Here is a 24,514-nt window from a genome sequence, read left to right as displayed (position 1 = left end):
CCTGCTCACAATGTCTCCTCCTTGGCGATCATCACATCGACACGGCGGTTCCTGGCGCGGCCTTCCTGTGTAGCATTGTCGGCGATCGGCTCGTCCTCGCCCTTGCCGTCGACCGTCAGTCGCGAAGGATCGCTCAACTTCTGCGCCATCATGGTTTCGACGGCCTTCGCCCGGGCGACGGAAAGATCGAAGTTGGACTTGAACGGGCTCGACTTTCGTGGCTTCACATTGTCCGTATGGCCGACGATCCTGATTGGTCCGCGCTCCGGTTCCAGGGCGGCTGCGATGTCGGCGGCTATGGGCTGGAACTCCGGCTTCGCGTCGGCTCTGCCGGACTGGAACACCAGGAGATTGTTGATTTCAACGACGATGAAGTCGCCCTTCGTGCCGACGGTCAGCCCGCCGGCCTCGATATCCTTGGCCAGGGCCGAGCGGATGCGATCGATCTGCGTGGTCGTGGCTGCCGGAGGGGTGACTTTCGCCGGCTCGGCCAAAGGCGCCACGCTGGCGCGCTCGATGGTGATGGGTGTCGACGGGTTGAGGGCCAGCAATTCACCAGCGGTGGCGTCGCCTTCATTGGTGATGAAGACCCGCAACGCGAAGAATGCCGCCGTCAGCAGCGCCGCTGCCGCTGCCGCAACGGCCCAGAGCGGCAGGCGTGTCGAAGACTGCGTCATCGTTGCCGCCAGGCCCTGCCAGCGAGGCGAGATGTCTTCGTCCGCGCGCGGCCTGAAATAGCGAAGCGTTTCGTAGACGTCGCGCCGAACGCGTTCGAGATTGGTATCCTCGCGTGTCAGGCCGCGATATTGGCCCTCGTACCCCAGCGACAGGCACACATGCATCAGTTCGAGCAGATCGTAATGTGCCTCCGGGCTGGCCAGGATTTTGTTCAGCGCTTCGAAAAAGCCCGTGCCATTGGGCTCGACGTGGAAGAACCGCGATAGCATGCTGTGCCGCGCCCAGGCGTCCTTCCGTGGCCAGGGCAGGTTGCCGATGAGATCGTCGGCGGTTTCGCACAGGACAAATTTCGCAATCCGCGCATCCTCTTCGGCAACGCCTGCTTTCTCCAGTGCGCTGTCGAACTTGTCGATCGCCTCGGTGATGTGTTCCGCCAACGGCTCCGCTTGTCTCTCGACCGGGATAAGCCTGAACTGGCCGAACAGCATCAGCAACGGTGCAGCCGCGGCAAGGATCGGATTTGCCGCGGAATATCGGACACTGTCCGTGACATTGAGCAGGGTCTCCTGCGACAGAGCCGGAGCCGGCGCCGCCACGGGAGGAGTCCCCTGGTAAATCACGGTTCCGGATGTCCAACCGGGTGGTGTATGCTGGCCGACGCCGGGATCGAACACGGTCGAATCCTTGACCTGCGAGGGTTGTCCGCTATCCGCGACGGGAGGACTAGGGGCCGGTTTTCGCTCACGCCGTGGCGTGGCGCGAATGACGGTCTTGCCCGCCGGGCCGAAAGGATCGTCCTTCGAGCTCATCGTCGATCGTCCGTCCGTGCCTGGCTCCTGCGCCCTTGCCGGACAGGCGCAGAGCTTTTCGCGGTCGGGTAAAACAAAGCCGGGCCCTGCGTAGCAGGGCAGTATCTTGAGGACGGTTGGCTACATCTTGCTATCCCGCCGTAGGATGACATTTGCCGCAGACCCCCAGGTCGATGAGCCTTACCCGCTTGGCGAATTGTCGTATGCGATCGTAGTCTCAGAAACTCCCGATTGGAACCGGATGCCGCGCACCGAAGAGGTATCTTCGTCGGCTGCGGCGCCACGGCTCTCCTGAAGCGCCTATTTCTGCTTGTCGGCCTTGGCATAGGCTTCGCTGAAATAGGCCAGGAATATGTCCAGCATGCCGTTCTCGTGCGCTTCCTCCATGGTTCGCCAGGTCGCGACAAAAGCGTCCCAGGCCTGGCTCTTTTTCGACGAGAACGACGTCGGCGGAAGCTTTCTTCCGATCGCTTCGGGAGACAGGTCGTCGAGCAGCCGCGACAGCGCCGCTTGCATGGCGGCATAGGTGGCGAATTCGTGCGTCTTGAGATCGCGGAACGCATCCTCGATGCTGCGCCTGGCATCGAGATAGCCGGCACGGCGCCGCGCAAACATGATCTCGAGAATGTCGTCGGTTCCTGGGACGAACTTCAGGGGATTGTTGTCGGCCGCGCTGATCATCGTTCGTTGTGTGCTCTTGGCCAGCATTTTCGCGGCCGCGCGTGCTTTCAGCAGCAAGGTCACCTCCTCGACCACCGTCCGCAGCACCGCGCCGATTTCGGCGGCGACTTCATGCGGGTCGCGCGATTGCAGCAATTCCGGCGAGATACCGGCCGCGATCGCGATTTCCCGCAGCACCTCGTCTCGCGTCGAGGGAATCGGCGAGGGTTGCGACGAGAATGCTGGAGCCGCAACCCGCTGCCCGGACCGTTGCTCCGCGGGATCGAGGAAGGGCCCTTCTCCGAATTCCAGCGACCGATTTGTCGCGGCCTGCATTTCTCGCTGCGTCGAGCCGCGGCTGGGATGACCTGTCGCCGCGCGCTCGTCGTCGATCGACACGAAGATCACATAACGGCCGATTAGCATCCGGTCGCCATGACCCAGCCGATGCGGGCCGGCCATGCGCTGGCTTGATCCGTTGATGTAGGTTCCGTTGCGCGAGACATCGTGCAGCCAGAACGCGCCTGCCTCGTATCGAACCTCGCAATGCCGGCCCGAGATGAACTTGTCGGGGTCCGACAAGGTCCAGTCACACGCATCGCGTCCGATTTCGAAGCTGCGGTCGCGCGCCGCGTAGCCGGTCGAGATGCCGGCGGGCAAGGCGTCGACATTGTTGATTTGCAGACTGATGTACATCCAGGATCGCCGTCGAACGCTGACCGATACTCCACATTCTAGCAGTTTGCACATACAACAGGACAGCAGTGTTTCGAGCCGATGCATCGACAGGGCAAGGTTTGGCCGCTGTGCGCCCTCTTTGGTTGGCAGGACAATATGTGGTAGGCTCAACATGGCCTGGCGCGGCGGGTCTTAAAGGTTCCTCAGCGGATGGAACTTCAGATCCACCGCGTCGGCGGCCGCGTCCAGGAGGGGCACGACCCATGCCGAACGAACGTGCCACGGTTGTACAGACACCGGTTGGCGCCGAGCTGTTGACCTTCACGCATCTTGTCGGGCGCGATGAGATCAGCCGTTGCTTTGCCTATACGGTCGGGTTCGTCAGCCCCAGCTCCGACATCGATCCGCTGAAGATGCTGGGAGGCGTGGTTTCGGTCGAAGGTGAATCCGATCCGAAACGGTGGTTCAGCGGCCTGGTGTCGGAGTTTCGCCTGACCCGCATCGAAGACCGGTTGGCCTACTACGAAGCGATCATCAGGCCGTGGCTCTGGTTCCTCGGCAATGCGACCGATTGCCGGATCTTTCAGAACATGACCGCTGTCGAGATCGTCGAAAAGATCTTCTCGAAATACGGTGCGGCGAAATTCGAGAAGCGGCTGCAAGGGTCGTATCCCTCGCGCGAATACTGCGTGCAGTATGATGAAAGCGATCTGGATTTCGTGCAGCGCCTGCTCGAGCACGAAGGCATCTTCTATTTCTTCGAGCATGACGAGGGCAAGCACACGCTCGTGCTGTGCGACGCCATGAGCAAGCTGAAGCCGGCGCCGGGCTACGAGAAGATACTGTATAATTTCGAGGGACATGGCTCGCGGCGCGACGTCGAATACATCACCGAATGGATTCCAGGCAGTTCGGTGCGGCCCGGGGCCTATGCCCATACCGACTATGATTTCCAGAAACCTGGCGCCGATCTGATGGCGAAGTCCGCCCAGCCGTTCAGCCACAAGGAAGCCTCCGGCGAGAATTATCGCCAGCCTGGGGCGCATCTCGATGTGGGGCGCGGCGACACCCTGGCCGGCATCCGGCGCGAGGAACTCCAGGCCGCGCATCAGCGCATCACCGCCGTTGGAACCGTGCGCGGCCTCCATTCCGGCTGTACCTTCAAGCTGGAAAGCTTTCCGCGCGACGACCAGAACCAGGAATATCTGGTGATCAGCGCCGAATACAGGTTGTTCGATCCGGGCTACAGGACCCAGAACGAGGCCCACAGCGAGAATTTCAAGGTCGTGCTCGGCGTCGCGCCGACTGCCTTGCCCTATCGCCCGCCACGGATCACGGCGCGGCCGATCATGCGCGGGCCGCAGACGGCGACGGTTGTCGGCCCTTCCGGCGAGGAGATATTCACCGACAAATATGCCCGGGTGAAGGTGCAGTTCCACTGGGACCGCCTGGGCAAGAAGAACGAAAACAGTTCCTGCTTCGTGCGTGTCTCGCAGACCTGGGCCGGCAGCGGCTGGGGCTTCATCCAGATACCGCGCATCGGCCAGGAGGTGATCGTCGACTTCCTTGAAGGCGATCCCGACCTGCCCATCATCACCGGCAGGGTCTACAACGCCTCGCAGATGCCGCCCTACGGCTTGCCGGGCAACGCGACGCAATCGGGCTGGAAATCCAACTCCTCGAAAGGCGGCGGCGGCTACAACGAGCTGATGTTCGAGGACAAGGCCGGCTCCGAACTGGTCAATTTCCAGGCCCAGAAGGACCACAAGCTGCTGATCAAGCACGACCGCGCCAAGCTGGTCCAGCACGATCAATCCGACCGCATCGACCACGACGCCAAGCACTCCGTCGGCCACAACCTCGACGAGGACGTCGGCAACAACAAGACGGTCAAGGTCGGCGTCGACCAGACCACGAATATCGGCTCGAACGACACCGAGACGGTGGGCAAGAACCGCTCACTGACAGTGGGGGCGAATGAGACGATCAGCATCGGTTCGAACTCGACGGAAACGATCGGCTCCAACCACTCGCAGACGGTGGGGATTGTCCAGACAGTGACTGTTGGCGCGGCGCGCATCGATACGGTCGGGGCCTCCGAGACACGAAGCGTTGGCGGCCCGCAAGCCAATACGATCGGCGCGACACGGTCGGTCACCGTGGGGTCAGCGCAAAGCCACGACATCGGGGCAGCCGACAGCTGGAACATCGCGGCGGCGCAAAGCGTCAATATCGGCGCTGATCAGAGCGTGACTATCGGCAGCGCCCAGACGTTCAACGTCGGTGCGGCGCGCAGCGCCAGCATCGCCGCCGACGATTCCACGACCGTCGGCGGCGCCCATTCCTTGGGTGTTGCGAAAGGCAGTTCGATCAACGTCGGCGAGAACAGCTCCATCAAGGTCGGCAAGAAGCTGGTGATCGACGCCGGTGACGAAATCCTGATCAAATGCGGATCGGCCAAGATCATGATGAAGAAGGACGGTTCGATAGGCATCGAGGGCAAGGACATTTCGGTGAACGGGTCCGGCAAGATCACCATCAAGGCTTCCAGCGACATTGTGATGAAGGGTTCGAAGATCAGTGAAAACTGAGGATGTGACGATGGTCGAAACACGTGAGCGTATCGAAGGGGTCGTGATCGGGATTTTCCTGGGGTTCGGAGAAGGTGCGCCGCTTGTCGTCTTCCCCGGCAATCCAGAAGAGATAGCCATCCCGGCCCGCAGCTTGACCGAACTCAGCTCCGAAATGATCGGTGCCGAAGTCGCACTGCTGTTTCAAGATGGCAATCCGGGTCGCCCTTTGATTGTTGGGCGCGTAGTCGAGCCGGCCCGCAAGGCGGCCTCGCCGCAGATCATTCGCGACGGCGAGATTGTGCGGATTGTGGGCAAGGAGCGTATCGAGTTGCGTTGCGGCGAGGCGGCGATCCTGATGGAAAAAGACGGCCGCATCACCATTCGCGGCACCTATGTCACCAGCCAGGCCAGCGCCGCCAATCGTATCCGGGGCGGATCGATCGATCTCAACTGATGTTGGCGGCACAGGACAAACCGAAAGCGGAAGGCGCGCCCGAGCGGCGAATAGTGCCGGATATCGTTCGGCAGCATGCCGAGCAGGCCGCGTTCTTCTGGGCGCAGCGCGACACGTTGATGGAGAGCGATCCGCCCGATGTCGATGTGGTCGCCAGCGTCGACAGGCGCCTGGAGGCCAACCTTGATGGTTTGCGCATCGCCGGTCCCGCCGCCTGGCCGTATATCTTGGCGGCGTATGATGACTTTCCCGAAAAGGGCGAACTGTTCCTCTACGGATGGATGGGGATCGAGCAGACCGATGGTCGCCGTGTTGCCGAGGCTGTCGAGTTCGGCCGTCAAGGTGGCGACGACGCTCGCGGGCTGATCGGTGCGCTGGCCTGGCACGAGCCGACAACGATCGCCCCCTTGGTGCGGGACTGGATCGGAGCGCCGGATGCGTTCAAGCGATTTCTCGGTGTATCCGCCTGCCTCGGGCACAATGTCGATCCCAGGCAGATGCTGGTTCGACTTGTCCGCGATCCGGATGCACGGGTTCGCGCCACCAGCCTGCACCTCGCCGGAAAGCTGAAACGTGCGGACCTTGTGGAGGAACTGAGAGCCGCCTTGAATGATGCCGACGAGAAGTCGCGGTTCTGGGCGGCCTGGGCGCTGACCGAACTCGGCTCAGGCGATCTGGCCAGCCCTGAATTGCGGAAGGTGGCGGTCGGTGGTGGTGCCGATGCAATGACGGCCTTGCGCGCGGTGATCAAGGCCGAGCCGGACAAGGATGTGCGCGGCTGGATGGGTGGATTGCTCAAGACGCCGGAAAACGCGCCCTTGGCCGTGCGAGGCGCGGGTATGCTCGGCGATCGCACCCTCCTGCACTGGCTCATCCACCAGATGCGCACACCGGCGCTGGCGGTGCCCGCGGGGGCGGCATTTTTAGAATTGTTTCCCGAGGCACGGCTGGAGGACAGCTTGTTTTCCGTCGAGCCGGCAGTGCTCGGTGACGCCTTCGCGACGTATTTCGAGGACAACCCACCCTACCTGCCGGTAGCGGACCGGGTGAAGGATTGGGCAAGGGGGCTGTAAGGCGATGCCGTCACACATCTCCGTCAACAACCTTGGCCTGACCTACAAGGGCACGGTCGGCCTCTCGATGGCGACAATCCCGGATGTCTGCAAGACGCCAAGCCCCGGCGGGCCTGTCCCGCTTCCCTACCCCAATATCGCGGAACAATCATCGCTCTCCGATGGAACGACGACGGTGTTCGCAAAGGGCAAGATGATTGCCATCAAGGGATCCCACTACAGCCGAAGCAATGGCGACGAACCCGGCACCGTTGGCGGCGTAAAATCCAACGTCAACATGAAGGCGACGGACTGGATCACCTACTCCTTCGACGTGAAAATGGACGGCCAGAACGCCTGCCGCCACACGGACAAGAAGTTTCACAACGACAAGAATACGGTGGATCTTGGGGGCAATGTGGATCCCCGGAGCAAGACCGAAGGCACGGTTCTGGTGATCCTGTGCGAAGACGCGCCGAAGGGAAAAACGAAATCCGGAAAGCCGCGCAAGAAGTACGACGAGTGCGAGCTGGAAGAGATATGCGCCAAGATCAAGGCGTACGATGCCGCGCTCAAGGGCAGAAAGAGTTCGGAGTTCACCGAGGTCAAGCAGGCCGGCAAGAGATACGGGCCGGATGGCGACGGAACGAGAAATTCCGGCAACAACGTCTGCAAGTCGATCAAGCGCTACGCCAGGCTGGGCAAGGGTCCGGGCGGGGAAGGAAAGCCCGAGGACATGGGATTCCATGACGTTTCCCCGGACTGTCAGAAGAAACTCAAGGAGAAGGCCGAGAGCACGCGGCCAAAATACAGGCTGTTCAGCCCGGATCACGTCCAGGAAATCCAGCACAACGGCCATCCTACCCGGGGATCCAATCTTCGTTGGATGTCACGCCGGCCGAACAAATGGATCGGTGGTGCGATGAGCGATCTGAAAACGAGCGGCCCGAACCGACATACGGGCGTTCGCGGGGACTGCTGCTGATGGAGCCGCCATGCTGAACGATCGAGAGCGCACGGATCTTGTGGCCCAGCTTTTGGAGGCCAAGCGGGAACTCGACATGCTCACGCTGGATGAGGACATGACCGATCCGCCGTCGAAGCCGGCAACGGAAAAGGACATCGCACGCTTCGAGAAGAAATGCGGGTTCCCCATCGAGCCGTCCTATCGCGAGTTCCTCTTGATGCATGACGGCTGGACCGACTTCGACGGCGACGCCGCGATCCTGGGGACGAGAGGAAGCAACGAGGAATGGTTCGAGGACACGCTCGAGATGGTCTGGGAGGTGTTCGAGGATTTTGGTGACGAGAATCCGGCCGACGACGCGGTCGCCGTCGTGCTCGGCGAGGACACCAACAATTACCTGTTCATGTGGCCGCCGCAGGAGGGTTCGGATGGCAAGGCGACGTTCAAGGAGTATGAGGACGGAAAGCTGACGCGCGAATACGCTGATTTTGACGAATACCTCACGGAGTTCCTGAAATCGTTGAGGCACTCCATCGAAGTGGAGCGCGAAGGTGCGGACCGCGGCGATGCCGACGAACAGTGATCCAGGAAAGCCCTTGCCGGGATTCCCCGCGGCGCTCTTGCGATCGAGAGTGGTCGACGATGCGCCACTCAACAAGATCCTGCTTGAGGTTGTGATCTACCCGAAACGATTGACGGTCGACGATTTCGACTGGATTCTGGATGTTTATGAGGCGGTGTGCCCGAAGAGCCGCATCAAGCTGTTCAAGATAGCGGAATTGCCCTTTTGGTCGTCGGTTGCGGATCCGGTTCTGACGCAGGCGGCGCGAAGCGCTGACCGATCGAACTATCGGTTCTTCGAAGCGGCAAGAAAGCGGATCCGCGAGGGCAGGGGCCTTGAGGCCCAGCTTTGGGACGGTTGTGAGATCGACGATGACCGGGGAACATTCAGCCTCAACATCGAGGCGATGAAGCGACGATCGCTGGGGTTGGCCTGGTATGTCCGTTTTCTCTTTCCGTTGGATTTTCCCGTCGAGCAATTGACGCGTCTTCTGCGCACTCTGGCGGATCGAATAGATATCTATTCGGGGCATGGCGGGCCCGTCTTCGCCTTCGCGAGGGACAAAAAGGACGAGGCCTTCACGGAAATCTACGCCAAGGCCCGACGGTTCTGGGGCGTCGATATCGACATGCTCGACCTCATTCCGTTCCGGATGCGAAGCGAACTGAAATCACCATGTTGGATCAACCTGTTGGGCACGTCCTTCATGGACGACGCGGGCGTGGCTGCCCGCATCCAGGACCTTCGTGCGGACGCCGATATCGCCATATTCGAGCAACGGTTCGGAACAGTGTTCATGTTGGCGGCCGAACCCGACTCGCTCGATAGAAACCGGCTGGCCAGGAAGGTGCTTGCCTATCAGCAAATGGCCAAAGTGATGGACGGCTTTGTCCTCAGCGGCGTCGGCCCGCTGGCCGGCGACGGTTTCATATCCAACGCCGAATCCACCGACGAGTGGCTTCACCGCTTCTCGATCGATTCGAAATGGCTGACCTTGCCTACCGTGCAATAGGCCGGGGGCCGTCAGCCCCGGAACTCGGCCGGACGCCCGGTGAGCCGAGCAGGGCGGCTGCGCGCGAGCCGTTCTCGGAACTTGCCCAGATCAGCGACAGCGGGCCTTTCTGATAGTTACGCGCTTGCGCCTCGGTGACGAGACTGACGTATAGCGGCCCGGATGCCGCGCCGACGTCGCCCCAGCAGTCGGCCGGGGTTTCGAAATCAGCGGCGTCTCGGAAGCGGCCGGGATTGCGGATCACCGCGAAGCCATATTCGTTTCCGCGGTAACGTTCCCCGTTCATGTCGCAGATGATGCGATCGACGGGGTCTGTCGGCGCATCCTCGAACAGAGTCCGGAACGCCGCTCCCAAGCCCTCGCCAAGCACCACGGTCTCCGTCTTGATCTTGTTTTCTTCGCCCGCGGCCGACGTCGCGACAACCTCGAGCAGCGGTTGCAAACCGAGCGCGCGAGCTGTCGCCAATGTGGTCAACAGGCAGAATCCCGCCGCCTCGCCAGGGCAGAATCCGTAGATATTCCCCTCCGAATGCAGCTGTCCGTTCTCATCGAGCCACTCAAGCGTTTCGGGTTCGAGATAGGTGTCGACCCCTCCGGCGAGGCACAACTTGGCCTTGCCTTCGCGCAGCAACTTGCACCCGTGGTAAATCGCTAGCAAACCGCCGGCGTGACCGCCCGCGGTCGAGCCCCCGCCCTCCAATATGACGTGCTGTGAAAGCCGCCTGCGCAGCTTGGAGTTCACTTCAGCTGCGAAGCCTTGCGGTTGACCCGGGCGAGGTTCGCCGGTGGAGAGTATGAGCGAAACCTCGGTCGACGGCGTGCTCGCCAGCAAGGGCCGAAGCGCATCCAGCGCCGGCGAGATTGCGATTTCAACGGCACGGTCCGGACCGTTGAGGGTGACATCGATCCCGGTGTCGCGCGTTACCTTCATCAATTCTCCGAAGCGGTCGACCATGAAAGGGTGATCCTGGATCGCCGAAAGACGGGCACGTACCGCTGCCGCGCTTGACGACGCGTCGAAGCCAAGAGGCGTGCGCGCGCCAACGCCGACCACCACGATGACCGCGCCCCCGGCCATCACGAATCCTCCGCCGACCACACTCCGGTGGCCGCGATTGTCGGTGATACACCGATCCGCCTCTTCAGCCGCACCGTCGTGTTTTTCAGATGCTCCTCGTCATAGGGGACCGGCAGGATTGACATCCACGTGATCGAGAACTGCCGCAAATCGGGTTTGATGCGCAGTGTGTGGATCGGCGCCTCGTCATGCCTTCGGTCCGCCCGGCCGTAGAACTCGGTGGTGATCACGAACGTCACGCGCGGCAGCAGGAACCGCCAGAAGCCGTCAGTCGTGAAGTTGCCGAGACGCACGTCCTCGTAGCCGACGAGCGGTAGTTTGGTCTGCTGGTCTTGAGGGGCGCATTGATAATACAGGCGGCTGAAATCATGCGGCAAAAGCGGGTCCCGTGTCTTTTTCCATTCCTCGCCATAGGTGCCGGCGTGCTTTGCCCGTGGCTGCCAATGCCGGGCCACCGGACCGAAAGCTGCCGGCTTGCCGCTGCGATGATCGCGATAGGGTGCGTCGGGATATTCAAAGTTCGGTGCCGTCTTGCCGACCAGTCTTTGCGGGTTCACCGCAAAGCCGGTGCCGAGCGGATTGCGCTGATCCCAGTCCGGCGTCGAGGCCTCCATGTCCATGCCGCCATAGGTTCGGCGCCAGCTGATCGGCATCTCGACAAAGGATTGCGGACGGCTCATGCGGACCGAAACCGGGCCGGGCATGAAGACACGGTCGCCGCTGACCCTGACGGTCTTGTCCAGATCGCCGATCTTGACGCGGGCGACGGTATCGAGGCTCGGCTGGCCGCCCGGTGCGTAAACATGCCCCTCGATCAGCACATCGGAATGTTTCTTTTCGATATTGAAATCGCTCTCGTCCAGCAATTCGTTTGGATCCGCGCCGTGAAGCGGAGCCTTGGTGACCGGGGTCTGGTCTTTCAGCAGCGTCTGTTTGCCGTCAGGATCGATCTCGAATGAGCCTTTGATCGCCACGAGCCAGACCTCATGGCCGCGTTCGTCGCGTGTCCAGTTGCGCTCTACGGCGAATGGCGTCTGGTTCGACAAAAGCCACATCGACGCGCTCTTTCAACCGGTCCCGGGTGGCGGCATCCCGCCGCGCGTGGCAGCGCGATCCGCCAAAGGCGCCTCGTCCATCAGCTGGTCTCCCAGCTGGCGGCGAGGATTTGTTCCAGCGTCGTTTGCGGCGATTGCGGATCGATGTCGAAAATGTCCGAATTGGCCGTCCACATCACCATGTTGCTGATGATCTCGTCGCCCGGCTCGACGGCTGGCACCGGCAGTCCGGCCAGCGCGGCATCCAGTTCGTCCGGCGTCAATTCGCCGTTCTGGGCGGTGACGGCCGCCGCTTCGATGCCGGAAAACCACGCCTCGGCGGCAGCCAGCTGAATGGGCGCTTCGGCAAGCTGCGCAACGACGCTCAAAGGGAACTTCCTGCCCACCCTGTCGGCGCTTTGCACGATGATGCCCGCCGAGGCGCCGAAGGACGCCGGGCCAGCCAGAAAGCGCAGCGCGGTCGTGCTTGGCCAGGATTGCGAGCCGAACAGCGGAACGAGGTGCTGCGCCAGCCAGCGATCCCAGCCGCGAACAAACTCACCCGACAGCCGCCGCGTCACGAAATCGCCGGTTGCGGGCATTTTGCCGTAGAAGCCGGGCTGGATCATATCTGCGGCGGACATGAGAATTTCTTGAACATCTGCAGATTGTAGGGGTTCTCGACGCTGGCGGCCTTGAGCTCGAAATCGGCATACATGCCCTTCGTGCCCAGGCGCAGGCTGTAAACATCGGACAGCTGCGTGCCGGCGAAACGGCCGCTGCGCAGCATCCTCAGCCAAGCCCAGCTGCCGGTCTCGTTGAGCATGATTTCAGGCGATCCGTCGATGGGCTGGAAGGCAAGCGAAATGACCCCTGTCCCATCCTTGCCGGGCCAGGTCATCGGTTGCGGCCGCGTTGCATTGTTGTAGTAGACGAGGGTCTGGCCGTCGAGATTGAGCGTGACGCGCGTGACGTTCGGAGACAGGTCCTTCGGTTCGAGCGTGAAGCTCATCACCGGTCCGGTGCCGCCTGGAAAAAGATCGTCGCGGATATGCCTGGCCTGCTCGAATGCCGCCAGCGCCGAGGGATCGAGGCCGAAATCGGCGCGCCATTTCCACGGCTGGCTGGTCGTGTCGACATAGTTGATCAGATGGTCGTTGATGAAACCGTCGATCAGTCCGGCCGGCCCGAACAAGCGGGCGAAATCACGTACATTGACGTCCACCGCGCTGTCGGCGCTGAACGGATAGCGGTCGTTCAGCGCTGCCTGGCAGAAGGGCAGTATGTCCGCCCGCCAGATGGCGTTGAGCTCAGAGGTCACCGCCTTCTGCGTCAAATTGCTGGTGTCGCCGGCAATCCCGCTGAGCCAGGCGTTGATAGGGTCGGGCAGGATCTGCGCCTGCCTGGCGACCGCGCCGGTCAGTTCGGCAAGGCCGCCCTGTTTCTTGATGGCATCTTGCGGATTGGGGTTAGCGGTGACGGTCTGCAGGACGTTCGACAGCGCGGTCAGCGCGACGACCGCGGCATCCAGTGCAGGCGGCTGGCCGTCGACCTCGGCAATGGTGCTCTTCAGCGGCTTGAAATGTACCGCCACCAGATTGCCGGTCAGGTCCACCTCTGTGGCTGATCCGGCGCGGGGAAGCAGCTTAGCCCCCGATGTCGCCAGCTTGCCGAGCTTGCCAAGCTTGCCGAGCAGTTTCGAAGCGCCCTTGGCCGCTGCCTTGTCGTCGGCGGGCGCTTCGTCGGAGCGCGTCAGTTCGGTCTCCTGCACGACCGCCGTCAGCAGACGTTTCAGGGCTGAATCGGCACTCGACAGATCCTTCAGATTCTCACTGGCGACATTGAGATCGGTCAATGGCGCGAGCCGCATGTCTCGCAGGAAGCTGTCCCATTGGGCGATGTAGTCGTCATAGTAGAGCTTCAGAATATCCTCGGACAGCGCCGAGACCGAGGTCTCGGAGTTTTCCGAACAGCCGCCGGCAAAAACCGCGCGATCGAGTGCCGCCTGGGCGGCGACATCGTCGATGCGGTCGAGAATGGCGTCGTGGAAACCGGCATAGGTGAATGCCCCCGCGATCCCGACGCGAAGTGTCTTGTCGGAACGCCGCGCAAACACCTTGCCGCCATTGGGGCCGGCGAAATTGGCCGGGATCCACTCCTTGAGACCGGCCACCTCCGGATCGGCCAGCAACTGCTTGTAGGCCCGCGCCGGCAACGAGATCGTGCAGACTGTTTTCAGCGCTTCGGCGACCAGCGCCTGGTCGGGCGCGACATAGCTTTCGTCGACCGCCATGCGCCGGATGGCGGCAAGCTGATGCTCTTCGGCGTCGGCGGTCGGAAACGGCGCCGCGGCCGCGAATTCCGGCAAGCTGTTCACCCACCAGTTCTGGGCGAAATCGGCATCCATCTGCGACAGGCCCGTCATCATGCGATAGGTCTTCAGCGCTCCCAGCATGAAATCCGGATCGCGGATCTGCCGCCACATGGTCGCCTCGAGCAGTGCGACCATGCGTGGCTCGAGAACATTGCGCAAGGCATGGTCGTATGTGTCGCTCTGCGCTCGCACCAGTTCGGCCGAGGCGGATGGACCCAGCAGATCCTGGGCGGCGCCCGGCGGTGCGGTCCGGGCATTCGCGACCGCGTCCATCGCTTCGAGCGCGCCGTCGAGGGCGGGCTGCTGCACCGATGCCGGGCTTGCGGCAGCCGAGGTCAGCGGCGCTTGCAACGATTCGAACTGGCTTGCCTGCACCGTGATCGCGTTGCGGTTGTCGAAATAGGACCAGGTGAACAGACCGCCGGCCAGCAAGGCGCCGGCCGCGCACGCGGCCGCGGCGCCCCGCCAGATCCAGGCGCGGCGGCGTTGCGCCAGCGGGTCGAACGTGCCGAGGCCGGCTTCCTTGAAGATGACTTCGGTGAGCAGGTTTTTCAGGAAGAAGCTGCGTTTCTCCACCCTTGGAGCGGGCAGGGCGCGTCGTGGCGGCAGGCCGAAGGACGACGACAGCGCCGCGGTCAGCCGGTCGATGGGCGCCCCCTCCTGCGTCGCCGATGTCAGGTAGAGGCCACGCAGCCAGGCGGCCTCTTCATACCGGCTTTCGCCGAACATCGCTTCGACCAGCACCTGGATCGGTTCGGACAGGCTGGACAACTGGGCGGGAAACCTGAAGATCTCGGCGCGGGCGGCGAGTTTGTCTTCGTCCTCCAGGCGCGGTACCAGCCGCCGCTCGAGTTCCGTCGCCAGTATTGAAATTTCCCGCTCGATGGTCTTGGCATCGACGCGCGCATCCAGCGCGAAGGTCGTTCCCCATACCTGTTCGCGCGAAGCGGTGGACAGGCCGCCGAAGAAAGCCTCGAAACCCTTGATCAGATCGGCCTTGGTCAGCATCAGATAGACTGGAAGTCGGATTTCGAGCCGGTCGTTGAGTTCGGCCAGCCGGCGACGGATCTTGCGGCCGTGTGCCTTGATGGCTTCGTCGCCCTCTGAAAGCACGTCGATCGAAAGCGCGACGATCACGCCGTTGAGCGCGCGGCGGCCGCGATGTTTCTTCAGAAGGTCGAGGAAGCCCAGCCATTCCGCCGCGTCGACATCGGGCTGACTTTCCTGCTGGACATAGCGGCCGGCGGTGTCGATCAGAACCGCGTTCTCGGAAAAGAACCAGTCGCAGTTGCGCGTGCCGCCGACCCCTTGCAGGTCGTCGGTGAGGTCGATCGGAAAATTCAGTCCGGACTGCCGCAGGGCCGTGGTCTTGCCGGTGGCCGGCGGCCCGACGATCACGTACCACGGCATCTCGCGCAGGAACTTGCGTCCGCCGAGCTTGCGGCGCTTCAGTTCGGCCATCACCTCGGCGAATTTGGCACCAACGGCGGCGACGTTTTCCTCGCCGGGGCTGAGCGGCTTTTCCGCCACCGGCGCCGCGATCTCGGCGACGAACATGCGGTTGGCGCGGATCGCACGGCGCTGGGCGACGATCAGCCAGATCAGCCAGAAGATGACCAGCAGCGCGATGATGACGATACGCACATTTTCGGAAGTGAATGGTTCGTAAGGACCGACCCTGACGATCGGACCGAACACCCAGATGACCAGGGAAAGCAGCGTGATGCCGACCAGCGTCCACAGCCAGCGCGATGTCAGGACCGCCCAGAGGAAGCGCAGGATGAACATCTCACAGCCTCTTTTCGACGAGCACCTCGACGCGGCGGTTCAAGGCTCGCCCCTCGCGCGTGCTGTCGCTGGCCACTGGATCGGTCGCCGCGCGACCCTCGGAATGAACGCGGTCCTGCGGCACCCCGTTCTGGACCAGCATGTCGGCGATCGTCTGGGCGCGGGCCTCCGACAGCCGCTGGTTGGTCGACAGCGGATTGGTCTTCTGCAGGGGAACGCCGTCCGTATGTCCGATCACCGTGATGTTCCCGATCAGCTCCCGATTGGCGAGGATGACCTTGGCGATCGAACCGATCAGCGGCTCGAAGCCTTCGGTCAGTTGTGGCCGCGACGACTGGAACAGTTCCGGGTTGGAGGCCTGGATGATCAGCTTGGCCAGCGAGACGCTCTCGGTGCCGCTCAGGGCGGACCTGAGGTCGGCCGGCGCCCCCGCCTGGAATTCCGGCAAGAGCGCGAAATCCACTTTCTCCGGTGGCGGAGCATCGACCTTGGGCGAGGTCCGGCTGATGTCACCGCGTTCAGGCGGCGGCAAGGTCCGAACAAGCGCTGAAAGCTCGACCGCCTGGCTGCTCAGCCCCATCGACAGCCCGATATGGACGGCCGTGGCGACAACCGCCGCACCGAGCGTCATGACCCAGATCGGAACGATGAAGCGCTGCGGCTCGTCGGAGGCGATCACGCCCTTCCAGTTTGGCGACAGGGGCGCGCCCTCGGCGTCGGCGTCGCGCAGGAAGCGTGCCGCGGCCACGCGAACGGCGTTGAGCGAGCGGTCGCCCGACCGGCCGGGCACGCGATATTTGCCGCGGAAGCCGAGCGCCATGCAGTCATATTGCAGTTCCAGCAATTCGCGATCGCGGTTGGGATGGCGTTCCAGTTCGTCGAGACGCGTGAAGAACTGCGTGCCGGCATCGACATCGCCGCGCAGCATGACCACGAGCGGCTGCCGCGGCCAGGCGCTGGCCCCGCCCCACGGCGTGTTCAGGGCGAGATCGTCGAGCAACGCCGCCACCACCCAGGCTGCCTGGTCGGCCCGCTCCAGCGAGGACCCCGTAGCCATCGCCGTGTCGCGTGCCCGAACCAGTTCTTCGAGCAGACGGGTGCGCAGCGCTTCCGGGTTCTCCGGCGCCAGCGCGCTTTCAAGCTCGGGCGCGAATTCGAGCAAGGGCGCGAACGCGTTGACAAGCGCGTTCGGATGCGTGCGCGATCGCTTGACCGCCGTGCCCGGCAAGAGCGGCGCCATCGGCCGTGGCATCGGCGCGCCGGTCAGCCGTATGCGGGTTCGTTCGCGATCCTCCGACAGTCCGAAAGGATCATCGCGGCTCATCATCTCACCTGTTCACCGAATAGCAGTCCACCTGCGGCTCGCTTGGCAACACGCCCGAAACGCCGATGACGAAGCCGGGAGCATCGAGCAGCGACGCCCAGTGCTCGCTCTTCTGGTCCAGTTCGAGGCATAGCCGATCGCCGTCGTAAGGGATCTCGCGCGGCTGGGAGTGGAGCGGTTTCAGCGGAATGCCGGGCAAACGCGATTTCCACAGGCCCTCGAACTGATCGGCCGAGCCGACAGTCGCCTGATTGACGAAGATCTTGCGCAGCGCGTCTTCCGACAACTCCGAGCCGACCCGGATGACGATGCGGCTGGCGACCAGCAACTTCGGATTGTCGATGCGGATTTTCCAGACGTTGGTCGAATGCCGCATGACCGGCAGCGCCCGCGATTTCGGCTCGATGTAGCGCAGGCTGAGGATGAGCGAGCGCAGTGCATCCGCCAGCGCCATGTATGCCGGCCCCGGCGCCATGTGATCGTAAGCCGGCAACTCGCCCAGCCGCCGCGAGCTGGATCCGTATGTGGCCATCGAACCGGCGAGCCCGGCAAGCTCCAGGTAAAGCTCGGCCGGATGGAAGACATCCTGCGCCAGCATGTGGGCCAGCCGCGGCCGCGCCGCATTGGCGAGGTTGAGCATCAGCAGGTCTTCGACGCTGCGCCCCGGTCCGCCCATCACCATCTTGCCATGCGCCTCGGCGATCTGATCGAGACCCGTGACCACTTCCAGAAGCAATTGCCGATACCAGGCCACCGCCCCGGTAACCAGTGTCGGTGGCAGGAAGGTCTCGTCCAGCGAGACGCCGCCATCGGCTCGGATTCCCTTGAGGTCGGCTATCGGCAAGGCCGTGTAGCCGCCGACCGACCTGCCGGGCGCAAGCAGCAGCGCCTGCGGCCGCGCGATTTCGATTTCTTCTGGGTCTGAACCGCCCTGGACGGCGTCGCGCACCGAAACGATCCGCCCATGATAGCGTGCTCCCGAAGCGGCCGCGTGTGCCGGATCGAAGCCGACACCGCCGGGAGGTTCCAGCGGCAAGGCGACCAGCACCGGTCCGGCGCCTGTGTCCGGGGTGACCGGCAACGGTCGCGGCGCATCCATCATGTCGGGAATGGAGAACGGCGTCCCGTCCGGGAAGATGCCCCGAGCGGAGAGGATCGAGACCTGGCCGGCTTCCAGCAATGCCTGGTCCAGCGTCAGCTGTTGAAAGCCGAACGTATGCAGTTGCCCGGCCTGCAACGCGCCGCGCACCGTCGCCTCGAAGAAACGATCCTGCTGCTGGAAATGCTGGGTCCGCAGGAAAAGGCCTTCGGACCACAGCACCCTGTTTGCATCGCTCATGCCGCTGCTCTCTGCATCGAGCTCTCCTTGCCCTGGCCGCTAGGCGGAAATACCGCCGCTGCCAAGCGTGACGTTGATTGTGAATTTGGATCCCGGGGACACCGACTTGGTCGTCCGCCAGTTCCTGCCTGTGGGCTCGCGGATCAGCGCAACGAAGCCCAGCGCCGTGGCATCGGGCTCGACGGTGATGGTTTTGGACGCGGATTTTCCCGGCCCGACGGCGATCTGGTCGGATCCGATAAGATCGCCTGCCAGCGCCGTACCGGCATCGCCCTGCAAGGCGAAATAGTCGGCGGAATTGAATTTGCCGGTGCCGCGCAGCCGCATCACGAGGACAGTCACTGGCCGGTCACCGCCGCCCGGTCCCGGGTTCATGCCGGCCCCGCCGGACACGTTGACGGTGATCACCGAAGGTTTTGGCGGGCCGCTCTGGCAAGCCGCAAGCAGCCCCGTTGCGCCAAGGGCAACGATAAATTCGCGTCGATCGATCATGTTTCACTCCTCCTCATATGCGTCCCGGAAATCAGCGCCGATTTCGCCAAGGAAGCTTTTCTCCGCGCTCTCGGCGATTTCACGATGGCGTTTCTGGTAGAGTTCCCACAGCTTGGCGCCGCGCCCGCCCGAAAGCAGGGTGCCGATCGCCGAATTCGATTTCAGCTCTTCCTCGATCGCCGCCGGGTCAAAGCGGTCGATCATCCGTCGCAAGGCGCCTTGCACGCCGCGCCAGGCGCGCACGTGATGCTGGGCGAGATCGCGAACCGCGTCGGCGATGGCCGCTTCGGCGGCGAGGAATCCGGGGCTGCGCTCGGCGATAAGCGTGACGATGGCGTCGTCGACCGTTGGCAGAAACTTGAGCGGATTGACCTCGGAAGCCCCGACCATGGTCTGGGCGACGCGGGCGTTTCCCTTTTCCTCGGCCCGCTTGCGCAGAAGCTGCATCAGGCCTTCCATCATCAGCCGGTATTCACGGCCGAATTTCTCCATTTCCGCGATGCTGTCGCGTCCGGGGAAATCGGCTTCCTCGACGCCCATGCCGCGCAGGAACGCGGAACGAAGCGCCATGCCTCCCGGCTGGGCCGCCGCCGGCAGGCGAGCGGGCGCGGCAGCGGCGCCCGCGCGCGCCGGAGACGGACCATCTGCCGCTTGCACGGGCAAATCCCAGGGATTGGCGGATCGCTGGACAACGCGCTCGCGCTGTCCGGCCGATCCGGCGCCGTTTGCCGACCCGGTTGCGGCGGCTGGCCCGAAACCAAAATCATCATTGAAATCGGACGGCTTTCCCCGAGCGAGCTGGGATCCGCGTCCGAGGGATGGCAAGGGCTCGAGGCTGAACGGGTCCGTTTGGTTCTCGTGGCCGCCGGGTTCGAGGTAAGGAGCGGCGTCTTTCGACACAGGCGTCGAAACCGGATCGAGGCTGAACGGGTCATCGAAAGCAGGCGAACTGCGCTGGCTGGACGCGGCACGCTCGAACACGCCCGCAATCGGCTGCTCGAACGGGTTGGGCAGATCGGCCGGACGCGGCCGTCGCGGCTCTTCCTCGACCTTGGCGGAAAAGAAATCATCCCGGCCGATGCTCACCGGCGCCCGCGATGCCGGCGGCAGGCGTTCCGGAATGGGCAGGCTGGCTGCTTGTGCCTGGGCGGTTGGCGTCTGCAAGTCGACATGGACGACGTAGTCGCCCAGTCTCAGCCGCATGCCGTTTTGAAGGCGCGTCGACTTGCCGGGGCCAAGCGGGCTGTCGGAATCGTTTATGAACAGTCCGCTGCTCGACGTGTCGGTGACGAAATACCCGTCCCGCCCGCCCGAAATCTTGCAATGAGCCCGGGAAACGAACATGTCGGGATCGTTTATCTGCCAGCCTGCGTCCGCGCTGCGGCCGATCACCAGCTCGCCCTCGTCCAGCCGGGTCTGCCGTACCGTCTGGGTGCGTGGCCCTTGCTCCAGCGTCAGCAGCAGGCTCATGCCGCGCCCTCCGCCATTTCCGGCCGCCATCCGACAATTGTCCGCAGCCGCAGATCGTCAGCATCCCCCCTTTCGGTGGGCCGCGCAAGCCAGGCGGTCCGGCCAAGCTGGACCGTTCCGATACAAGGCGGCGGCACGGCTTCACGCGCCAGCACGATGCGCAGGTCGACGTCGAGCGTTTCCCCAACCATGTCGCGAACCGCCTGCTTGAACAGTTTGAGGCGCGACCCTCCCGGCAGGAATGCCTTGAATTCCTCAAGCCCGAGAGGGCCGATGCGCAGTTCGATCCTGCTTTGGCGGTTGAAAACGCGCGGACCGATGGTCGCTCCCCGGCCGAGCCCCGCATAGGCTTTTGCGAGCCGGGTCTGGAGCCCCGTCGGGATGGTTATCCAGGCGGCGATGAATTCCTTGATTTGAACCGGTACCTTGAACGCTTCGGCCAGGAACAACGTGAGCCTTTCCGGTCCGTCGACCTGGTTGGCGAGCGCCGCGGCCTGGCGAAGCTTGACGGTGTCGAGATCAGGATTTTGGGTGCCGGGAAGCCCGATCCCCGCCATCGCCTCAAGCATGGCGCGAACGCGGCCACCCACCGCGCGCTCGACCTGGACAGCGGGATGCGCATCCGCCCAGGCCCGGTAGTAGAGGGCGATCATGCGGTGCTGAAGGATGTTGACGAAGTCCACGAATGTCGTGTCGCTGGTGTGCTGTGCGTCGGCGCCGGCGAACCAGCGCTGCGACAGGCGGTCGAGTACCCAGCGCGTCAGATGCAGCGGCATTGGGCCCTCGGGGCCCAACAGGCCGAGATTTGCAACCGTGACCCGTGCCGGCGCCTTGTCGTTGGCTTCGCGGAACTGAACCAGGTCCCGCGCGGAAAAGGCGAGCCGCACATGCTGGCCGAGCCTCGCGGGCTCGCGGTCGGGTCGTCCGGAATGGCCGAACAGACCGCTGCGCTGTTCAAGACGGCGCAGCAATTCGAAAAAGTCGAATGCTTCGGACAGACCTTCGGCCCGGTCCGGGCCAGTCTTGTCCAGCTCGGGTGTCTTGTCCGGTTCAGGTGTCTTGTCTAGATCAGGTAGCGATTGCCGGGCGTCATCGGCCATGGCACATCCTCCTGCTTCTGCAATAGCCGCGTGCGAGTTCGCACGAAGCCGTTTATTCCGGCATGACGGGCAAACAGCCGCGCCAGCAAGGCCGAAAGCAGCAAGGTGCTTTGCCCCGCCAGCACCGACTGATCGACATGCAGCGTCACTTCAGTGCCGCGCCCGAAGCACATCGGTCCATCGATCTGCAGCCGCTCGACCACCGACCGCGAGTCTATGCGCACGATCGAATGCACGTTGCGGGCAAGTCCGGGGTCGCCCCGGTCGGCATAGAGATCAAGCAGCGCGTGCAGCGGATCGACGCCGCGGCCTTCCCTGGCAAGGCTGAGAAAGTTGAGCGCCAGCTGCGCGACCAGCCGCCAGGCGAGATCGTCGGCGCGGGATTCACCATCGGCTCCGGCGGGAAGCGCCGCCGGGATGGCTGGCTGTGGCGGACGCAACGCACCAAGCAGCCGAACGGATTCGACCGGGTCACCGGCCTCGAGCGTCAAGGTCGGATTGTCGTCGAGGATCGGCAGGTCGCGATTGGTGCAAAGCGCCATGATGTCGAGACGCTTCAGCGGCCGGTTCGCGGGACTTGCGAGCGGCCGCGATACGGCCAGGAAAACGTCGTCCCCGGTGTATGATGTGCGGGTCAGGCCTTCGCGCCGTTCATCCTCCGTTGCTCGCCTAGGGCGTCGTTCCGTCGAATAGACCCAGCCACTGCCGCGGTTCTGCCCGAGGCTGAACAACTCCGGTATCTCGGCGTCGCTGCCTTCACTGTCGGCATCCTCGACGCGGATCACGCGATAAATCTCGAAGTCGCGCGCCCGTGTGCGGTCGGCGTGGATCACCTGCCGCGTCTTGCGCGCGTCGAGCTCTACGACATTGCACTCACGCTCGAACAGATTGATGATCGGCGTTGCGAAAAGTTCGAAATCCGCCGGCGTCAGGTCGGCGAGTTCGGGCACGGGGCGGCGGAACAGGAAGATGATCTCCAGGCCGGCCTCGCATTTGCGCACCACGGTCTGCAGCCCCTGGACCCGCACATAGTGAAAGCGCTCCGGCATGACGAAGTATTCGCGCAACAGGCGGTACCCTTCGAATGTCGGGCGGGTGCGCGGCATCAAGGCCTCGTCGTCGCTGATGCCGACCATTTCGGGTGCCGGCAAGGGCGACAGCCGGTTGGTCTTGCCTTCCGGCCGTGCGCCAACAGCCACGCAGGCGCCGAAGATCGCGTCGAACAGAAGCGGCGCCTTGGTGCGTCCGGCAAAATAGAGGTCAAGCTGGTCGAGCGCCAATTCGTCGAGTTTGCCTTTTCCCGTCCGCGTCAACCCCAGGCGCAGCGCCGCCGCGCCGCCGGTACCGCCGATCGGTCCTATGCCGGCCGCGGCTAGCGCGCTTCGATCCTGAGAATAGCTGACCGAAGTGATCGCTATCGGCCACAGCGTCATGTCCTGCGCGGTGGAGAAAGTGCAGCGCGTCGACAGTCCGGGTTGCAGGCTGGAGACCAGCCGCGTGTTGCGCTTGACGACGTGGCCGGCGGGCATGGTCTGCACCTGCTGGCCGGGTTTCAGCACGGCCATCGCCGTTGCCGGCGCCGGCGTGACCAGATCGGGATAGAGGACTTCGAGCACGCTGCGCGAAAATCGCGAACGCTCGGCGTCGACTTTCAGCCGGGTGCGCGCGGCGAGGAAGGCGACGCCGTCCAGCAGCCGTTCGACATACGGATCCGGGCAGGGCACCGTATCGAGGGAAAGGTTGCGCGCCACCGCCGGATGCATGTCGGCAAATTCCGCCGCGAGGCCGCGGATATGGGTAAGTTCCTCCTCGTAATATTCGACGAAGACCCGATCCATCTCAGGCGTCCCTAATTTCGGTCCGCGCCAAGCCGTTGTCGAGATTGATCGTGGTGCGCAGGCGCATGCGTTCCGGTGTGGGCGTCATGATCAGCACGGCGTCTATCTCGATCTTCAGGCCCACGGTCTTGTCGCCCAGGGTGACGGTAACCTTCGTCGCGCTTTCCTTGAGGCGGGGCTCGAAGGTGGCGAGCACTAAGCGGATTTCGCGCGCCAGCACGTCGCGGTCAAAGTCGCGGGACGACCGGCCCGAGAAGGAGGGCACGCCGTAATTGACCACGCTTCGACGGACCTCCGGAAAATCGGCGAGCGACGGCGGATTGTCCGCCATTTGCTCGTTTTCCAGGTCGGAAAGCAACGGCGTGGCCTCGAAACGCTCGGTGTTGAACAGAGCCTCGATGTCGCGCCGCACTGCTTCCCTGAGGACGCGCGCCGATACCACCACGCCACGGCTTTCGATCTCGGCGCGGTGCTGGGTCTGGAAGGCCAGGCGATGCAGACGCCGCTTCTGGTCTGGCGTCAGCTCCGCATCGGCGTCGATGGTCCGCGCACTGCCGGCAACGAAGGCGTCGAGGCGGTCCGCGCCAAGCTCGTCCAGCAGGACATGGCGCAGCCCGTCTATCTCCGAGGTCAGGCCCGGCAGGTCGTTGACAAGACGATCCCATAGCGATGGCTGGACGGCCTCGCTTTTTGCCCGCAAGCTGCCGGCTATCTGCTGCTTGCCCGCGCCGGGCCGCCGAACCTCACTTGCCGACATAGACATCCATTTCGGCTTCATCATTGCCGTCATAGACGAACTTGATCTTCTTGTAGGCGAAGCTGACCTCTTCCTGGATCAGGTCTTCCTCGTCCTCGGCCTGCGACATGTCGTATTCCATGATCGAGGCGTCGGTGAGCGTGACGACCAGGTAATCCTTGGTCTCGCCATCGATGGTCCGCCGTGCGGAGAACACCACTTCATCCAGCGCCTTGTTCTCGAACAACGCCTTTGCCAGGTATGGTGAGGACTTGTCGTAATGCTTGATGAACTTGATCATGCCCATCGACACGCGCCCGCGGCGTGAGAGCGAATTCGGGTCATAGGGCGCGACCATCTTGTAGTCGACGCCATGGATTTCGATTTCGTCCGAGTGGCCGTCGCGGGTGCTTGGGCCCTTGATATCGGGAACCTTCAGAAAACCATCAATCTTGACTGGCATTGTCTTTCTCCACCGCTTTCAAACAAAACAAGG

20 protein-coding genes are annotated in these 24,514 nt (G+C 63.4%); 6 read left to right on the top strand and 14 right to left on the bottom strand.

Going from position 1 to position 24,514, the window contains the following annotated elements; all coding sequences use genetic code 11:
• Window positions 1–5: 5 nt before the first annotated feature.
• Both tssL and tagH (EB815_RS30015) read right to left on the bottom strand, forming a co-directional pair.
• Window positions 6–1,487, bottom strand: coding sequence for a type VI secretion system protein TssL, long form (gene tssL, locus EB815_RS30020; RefSeq protein WP_056565002.1), 1,482 nt, complete (start codon window positions 1,485–1,487; stop codon window positions 6–8).
• 300 nt (window positions 1,488–1,787) lie between these two features.
• Window positions 1,788–2,843 carry a type VI secretion system-associated FHA domain protein TagH gene (tagH, locus tag EB815_RS30015; RefSeq protein WP_056564999.1) on the bottom strand — a complete coding sequence of 352 codons (1,056 nt, stop codon included), beginning with the start codon at window positions 2,841–2,843 and terminating at the stop codon, window positions 1,788–1,790.
• A 245-nt stretch (window positions 2,844–3,088) separates the two neighbouring features.
• On the opposite strand from tagH (EB815_RS30015), the gene tssI reads away from it, so the two are divergent.
• From tssI to EB815_RS29985, 6 genes are read left to right on the top strand one after another with little or no spacing between them, the layout of a single operon-like run.
• Complete coding sequence (tssI, locus tag EB815_RS30010; protein WP_056564996.1) at window positions 3,089–5,416, top strand: type VI secretion system tip protein VgrG; 2,328 nt, start codon at window positions 3,089–3,091, stop codon at window positions 5,414–5,416.
• 10 nt (window positions 5,417–5,426) lie between these two features.
• Window positions 5,427–5,852, top strand: coding sequence for a DUF6484 domain-containing protein (locus EB815_RS30005; RefSeq protein WP_056564993.1), 426 nt, complete (start codon window positions 5,427–5,429; stop codon window positions 5,850–5,852).
• On the top strand, window positions 5,852–6,925 hold the full coding sequence (locus tag EB815_RS30000) for a HEAT repeat domain-containing protein (RefSeq protein ID WP_056564991.1): 1,074 nt from the start codon (window positions 5,852–5,854) through the stop codon (window positions 6,923–6,925). Before EB815_RS30005 ends, EB815_RS30000 begins: the two co-directional genes overlap by 1 nt.
• Before the next feature lie 4 nt (window positions 6,926–6,929).
• Window positions 6,930–7,889, top strand: coding sequence for a DUF4150 domain-containing protein (locus tag EB815_RS29995; RefSeq protein ID WP_065004919.1), 960 nt, complete (start codon window positions 6,930–6,932; stop codon window positions 7,887–7,889).
• A gap of 10 nt (window positions 7,890–7,899) precedes the next feature.
• A complete protein-coding gene (locus EB815_RS29990) occupies window positions 7,900–8,454 on the top strand; it encodes an SMI1/KNR4 family protein (protein ID WP_056564989.1) in 555 nt (184 codons plus the stop codon).
• Window positions 8,423–9,445, top strand: a complete 1,023-nt coding sequence (locus tag EB815_RS29985; protein WP_081294657.1) for a type VI immunity family protein — start codon at window positions 8,423–8,425, stop codon at window positions 9,443–9,445. Before EB815_RS29990 ends, EB815_RS29985 begins: the two co-directional genes overlap by 32 nt.
• On the opposite strand, the gene EB815_RS29980 is transcribed toward EB815_RS29985, so the two are convergent.
• From EB815_RS29980 to EB815_RS29925, 12 genes are all read right to left on the bottom strand, one after another.
• Window positions 9,432–10,523 carry a beta-ketoacyl synthase N-terminal-like domain-containing protein gene (locus EB815_RS29980; protein ID WP_056564984.1) on the bottom strand — a complete coding sequence of 364 codons (1,092 nt, stop codon included), beginning with the start codon at window positions 10,521–10,523 and terminating at the stop codon, window positions 9,432–9,434. The genes EB815_RS29985 and EB815_RS29980 overlap by 14 nt on opposite strands.
• Window positions 10,523–11,578 carry a DUF2169 family type VI secretion system accessory protein gene (locus tag EB815_RS29975; protein WP_056564982.1) on the bottom strand — a complete coding sequence of 352 codons (1,056 nt, stop codon included), beginning with the start codon at window positions 11,576–11,578 and terminating at the stop codon, window positions 10,523–10,525. The genes EB815_RS29980 and EB815_RS29975 overlap by 1 nt, the downstream gene beginning before the upstream one ends.
• A gap of 80 nt (window positions 11,579–11,658) precedes the next feature.
• Window positions 11,659–12,201, bottom strand: coding sequence for a type VI secretion system-associated protein TagF (gene tagF, locus EB815_RS29970; RefSeq protein ID WP_244493915.1), 543 nt, complete (start codon window positions 12,199–12,201; stop codon window positions 11,659–11,661).
• The gene (gene tssM / locus EB815_RS29965) at window positions 12,183–15,719 is read right to left on the bottom strand and encodes a type VI secretion system membrane subunit TssM (RefSeq protein ID WP_056564978.1); all 3,537 of its coding nucleotides are present in this window, start codon (window positions 15,717–15,719) and stop codon (window positions 12,183–12,185) included. The genes tagF and tssM overlap by 19 nt, the downstream gene beginning before the upstream one ends.
• A gap of 1 nt (window position 15,720) precedes the next feature.
• A complete protein-coding gene (gene icmH / locus EB815_RS29960; protein ID WP_056565768.1) occupies window positions 15,721–17,043 on the bottom strand; it encodes a type IVB secretion system protein IcmH/DotU in 1,323 nt (440 codons plus the stop codon).
• A 4-nt stretch (window positions 17,044–17,047) separates the two neighbouring features.
• Window positions 17,048–18,382 carry a type VI secretion system baseplate subunit TssK gene (gene tssK, locus EB815_RS29955; RefSeq protein WP_056564976.1) on the bottom strand — a complete coding sequence of 445 codons (1,335 nt, stop codon included), beginning with the start codon at window positions 18,380–18,382 and terminating at the stop codon, window positions 17,048–17,050.
• Between the two features lie 39 nt (window positions 18,383–18,421).
• On the bottom strand, window positions 18,422–18,874 hold the full coding sequence (tssJ, locus tag EB815_RS29950; protein WP_056564974.1) for a type VI secretion system lipoprotein TssJ: 453 nt from the start codon (window positions 18,872–18,874) through the stop codon (window positions 18,422–18,424).
• A 3-nt stretch (window positions 18,875–18,877) separates the two neighbouring features.
• Entirely contained in the window at window positions 18,878–20,344 is a 1,467-nt protein-coding gene (gene tagH, locus EB815_RS29945) for a type VI secretion system-associated FHA domain protein TagH (RefSeq protein ID WP_065005105.1), read from the bottom strand.
• Window positions 20,341–21,444, bottom strand: a complete 1,104-nt coding sequence (gene tssG, locus EB815_RS29940; protein WP_056564972.1) for a type VI secretion system baseplate subunit TssG — start codon at window positions 21,442–21,444, stop codon at window positions 20,341–20,343. Before tssG ends, tagH (EB815_RS29945) begins: the two co-directional genes overlap by 4 nt.
• Window positions 21,408–23,282: a type VI secretion system baseplate subunit TssF gene (gene tssF / locus EB815_RS29935; protein WP_056564970.1), complete on the bottom strand. Its 1,875-nt coding sequence runs from the start codon at window positions 23,280–23,282 to the stop codon at window positions 21,408–21,410. Before tssF ends, tssG begins: the two co-directional genes overlap by 37 nt.
• Before the next feature lies 1 nt (window position 23,283).
• A complete protein-coding gene (tssE, locus tag EB815_RS29930; protein ID WP_056564968.1) occupies window positions 23,284–24,039 on the bottom strand; it encodes a type VI secretion system baseplate subunit TssE in 756 nt (251 codons plus the stop codon).
• Entirely contained in the window at window positions 24,026–24,481 is a 456-nt protein-coding gene (locus EB815_RS29925) for an Hcp family type VI secretion system effector (RefSeq protein WP_056564966.1), read from the bottom strand. The genes tssE and EB815_RS29925 overlap by 14 nt, the downstream gene beginning before the upstream one ends.
• Window positions 24,482–24,514 lie beyond the last annotated feature (33 nt).

The organism is Mesorhizobium loti (assembly GCF_013170705.1).
GTDB classification, from domain to species: Bacteria; Pseudomonadota; Alphaproteobacteria; order Rhizobiales; family Rhizobiaceae; genus Mesorhizobium; species Mesorhizobium loti_D.
This window is presented reverse-complemented; position numbering and strand designations above follow the sequence as displayed.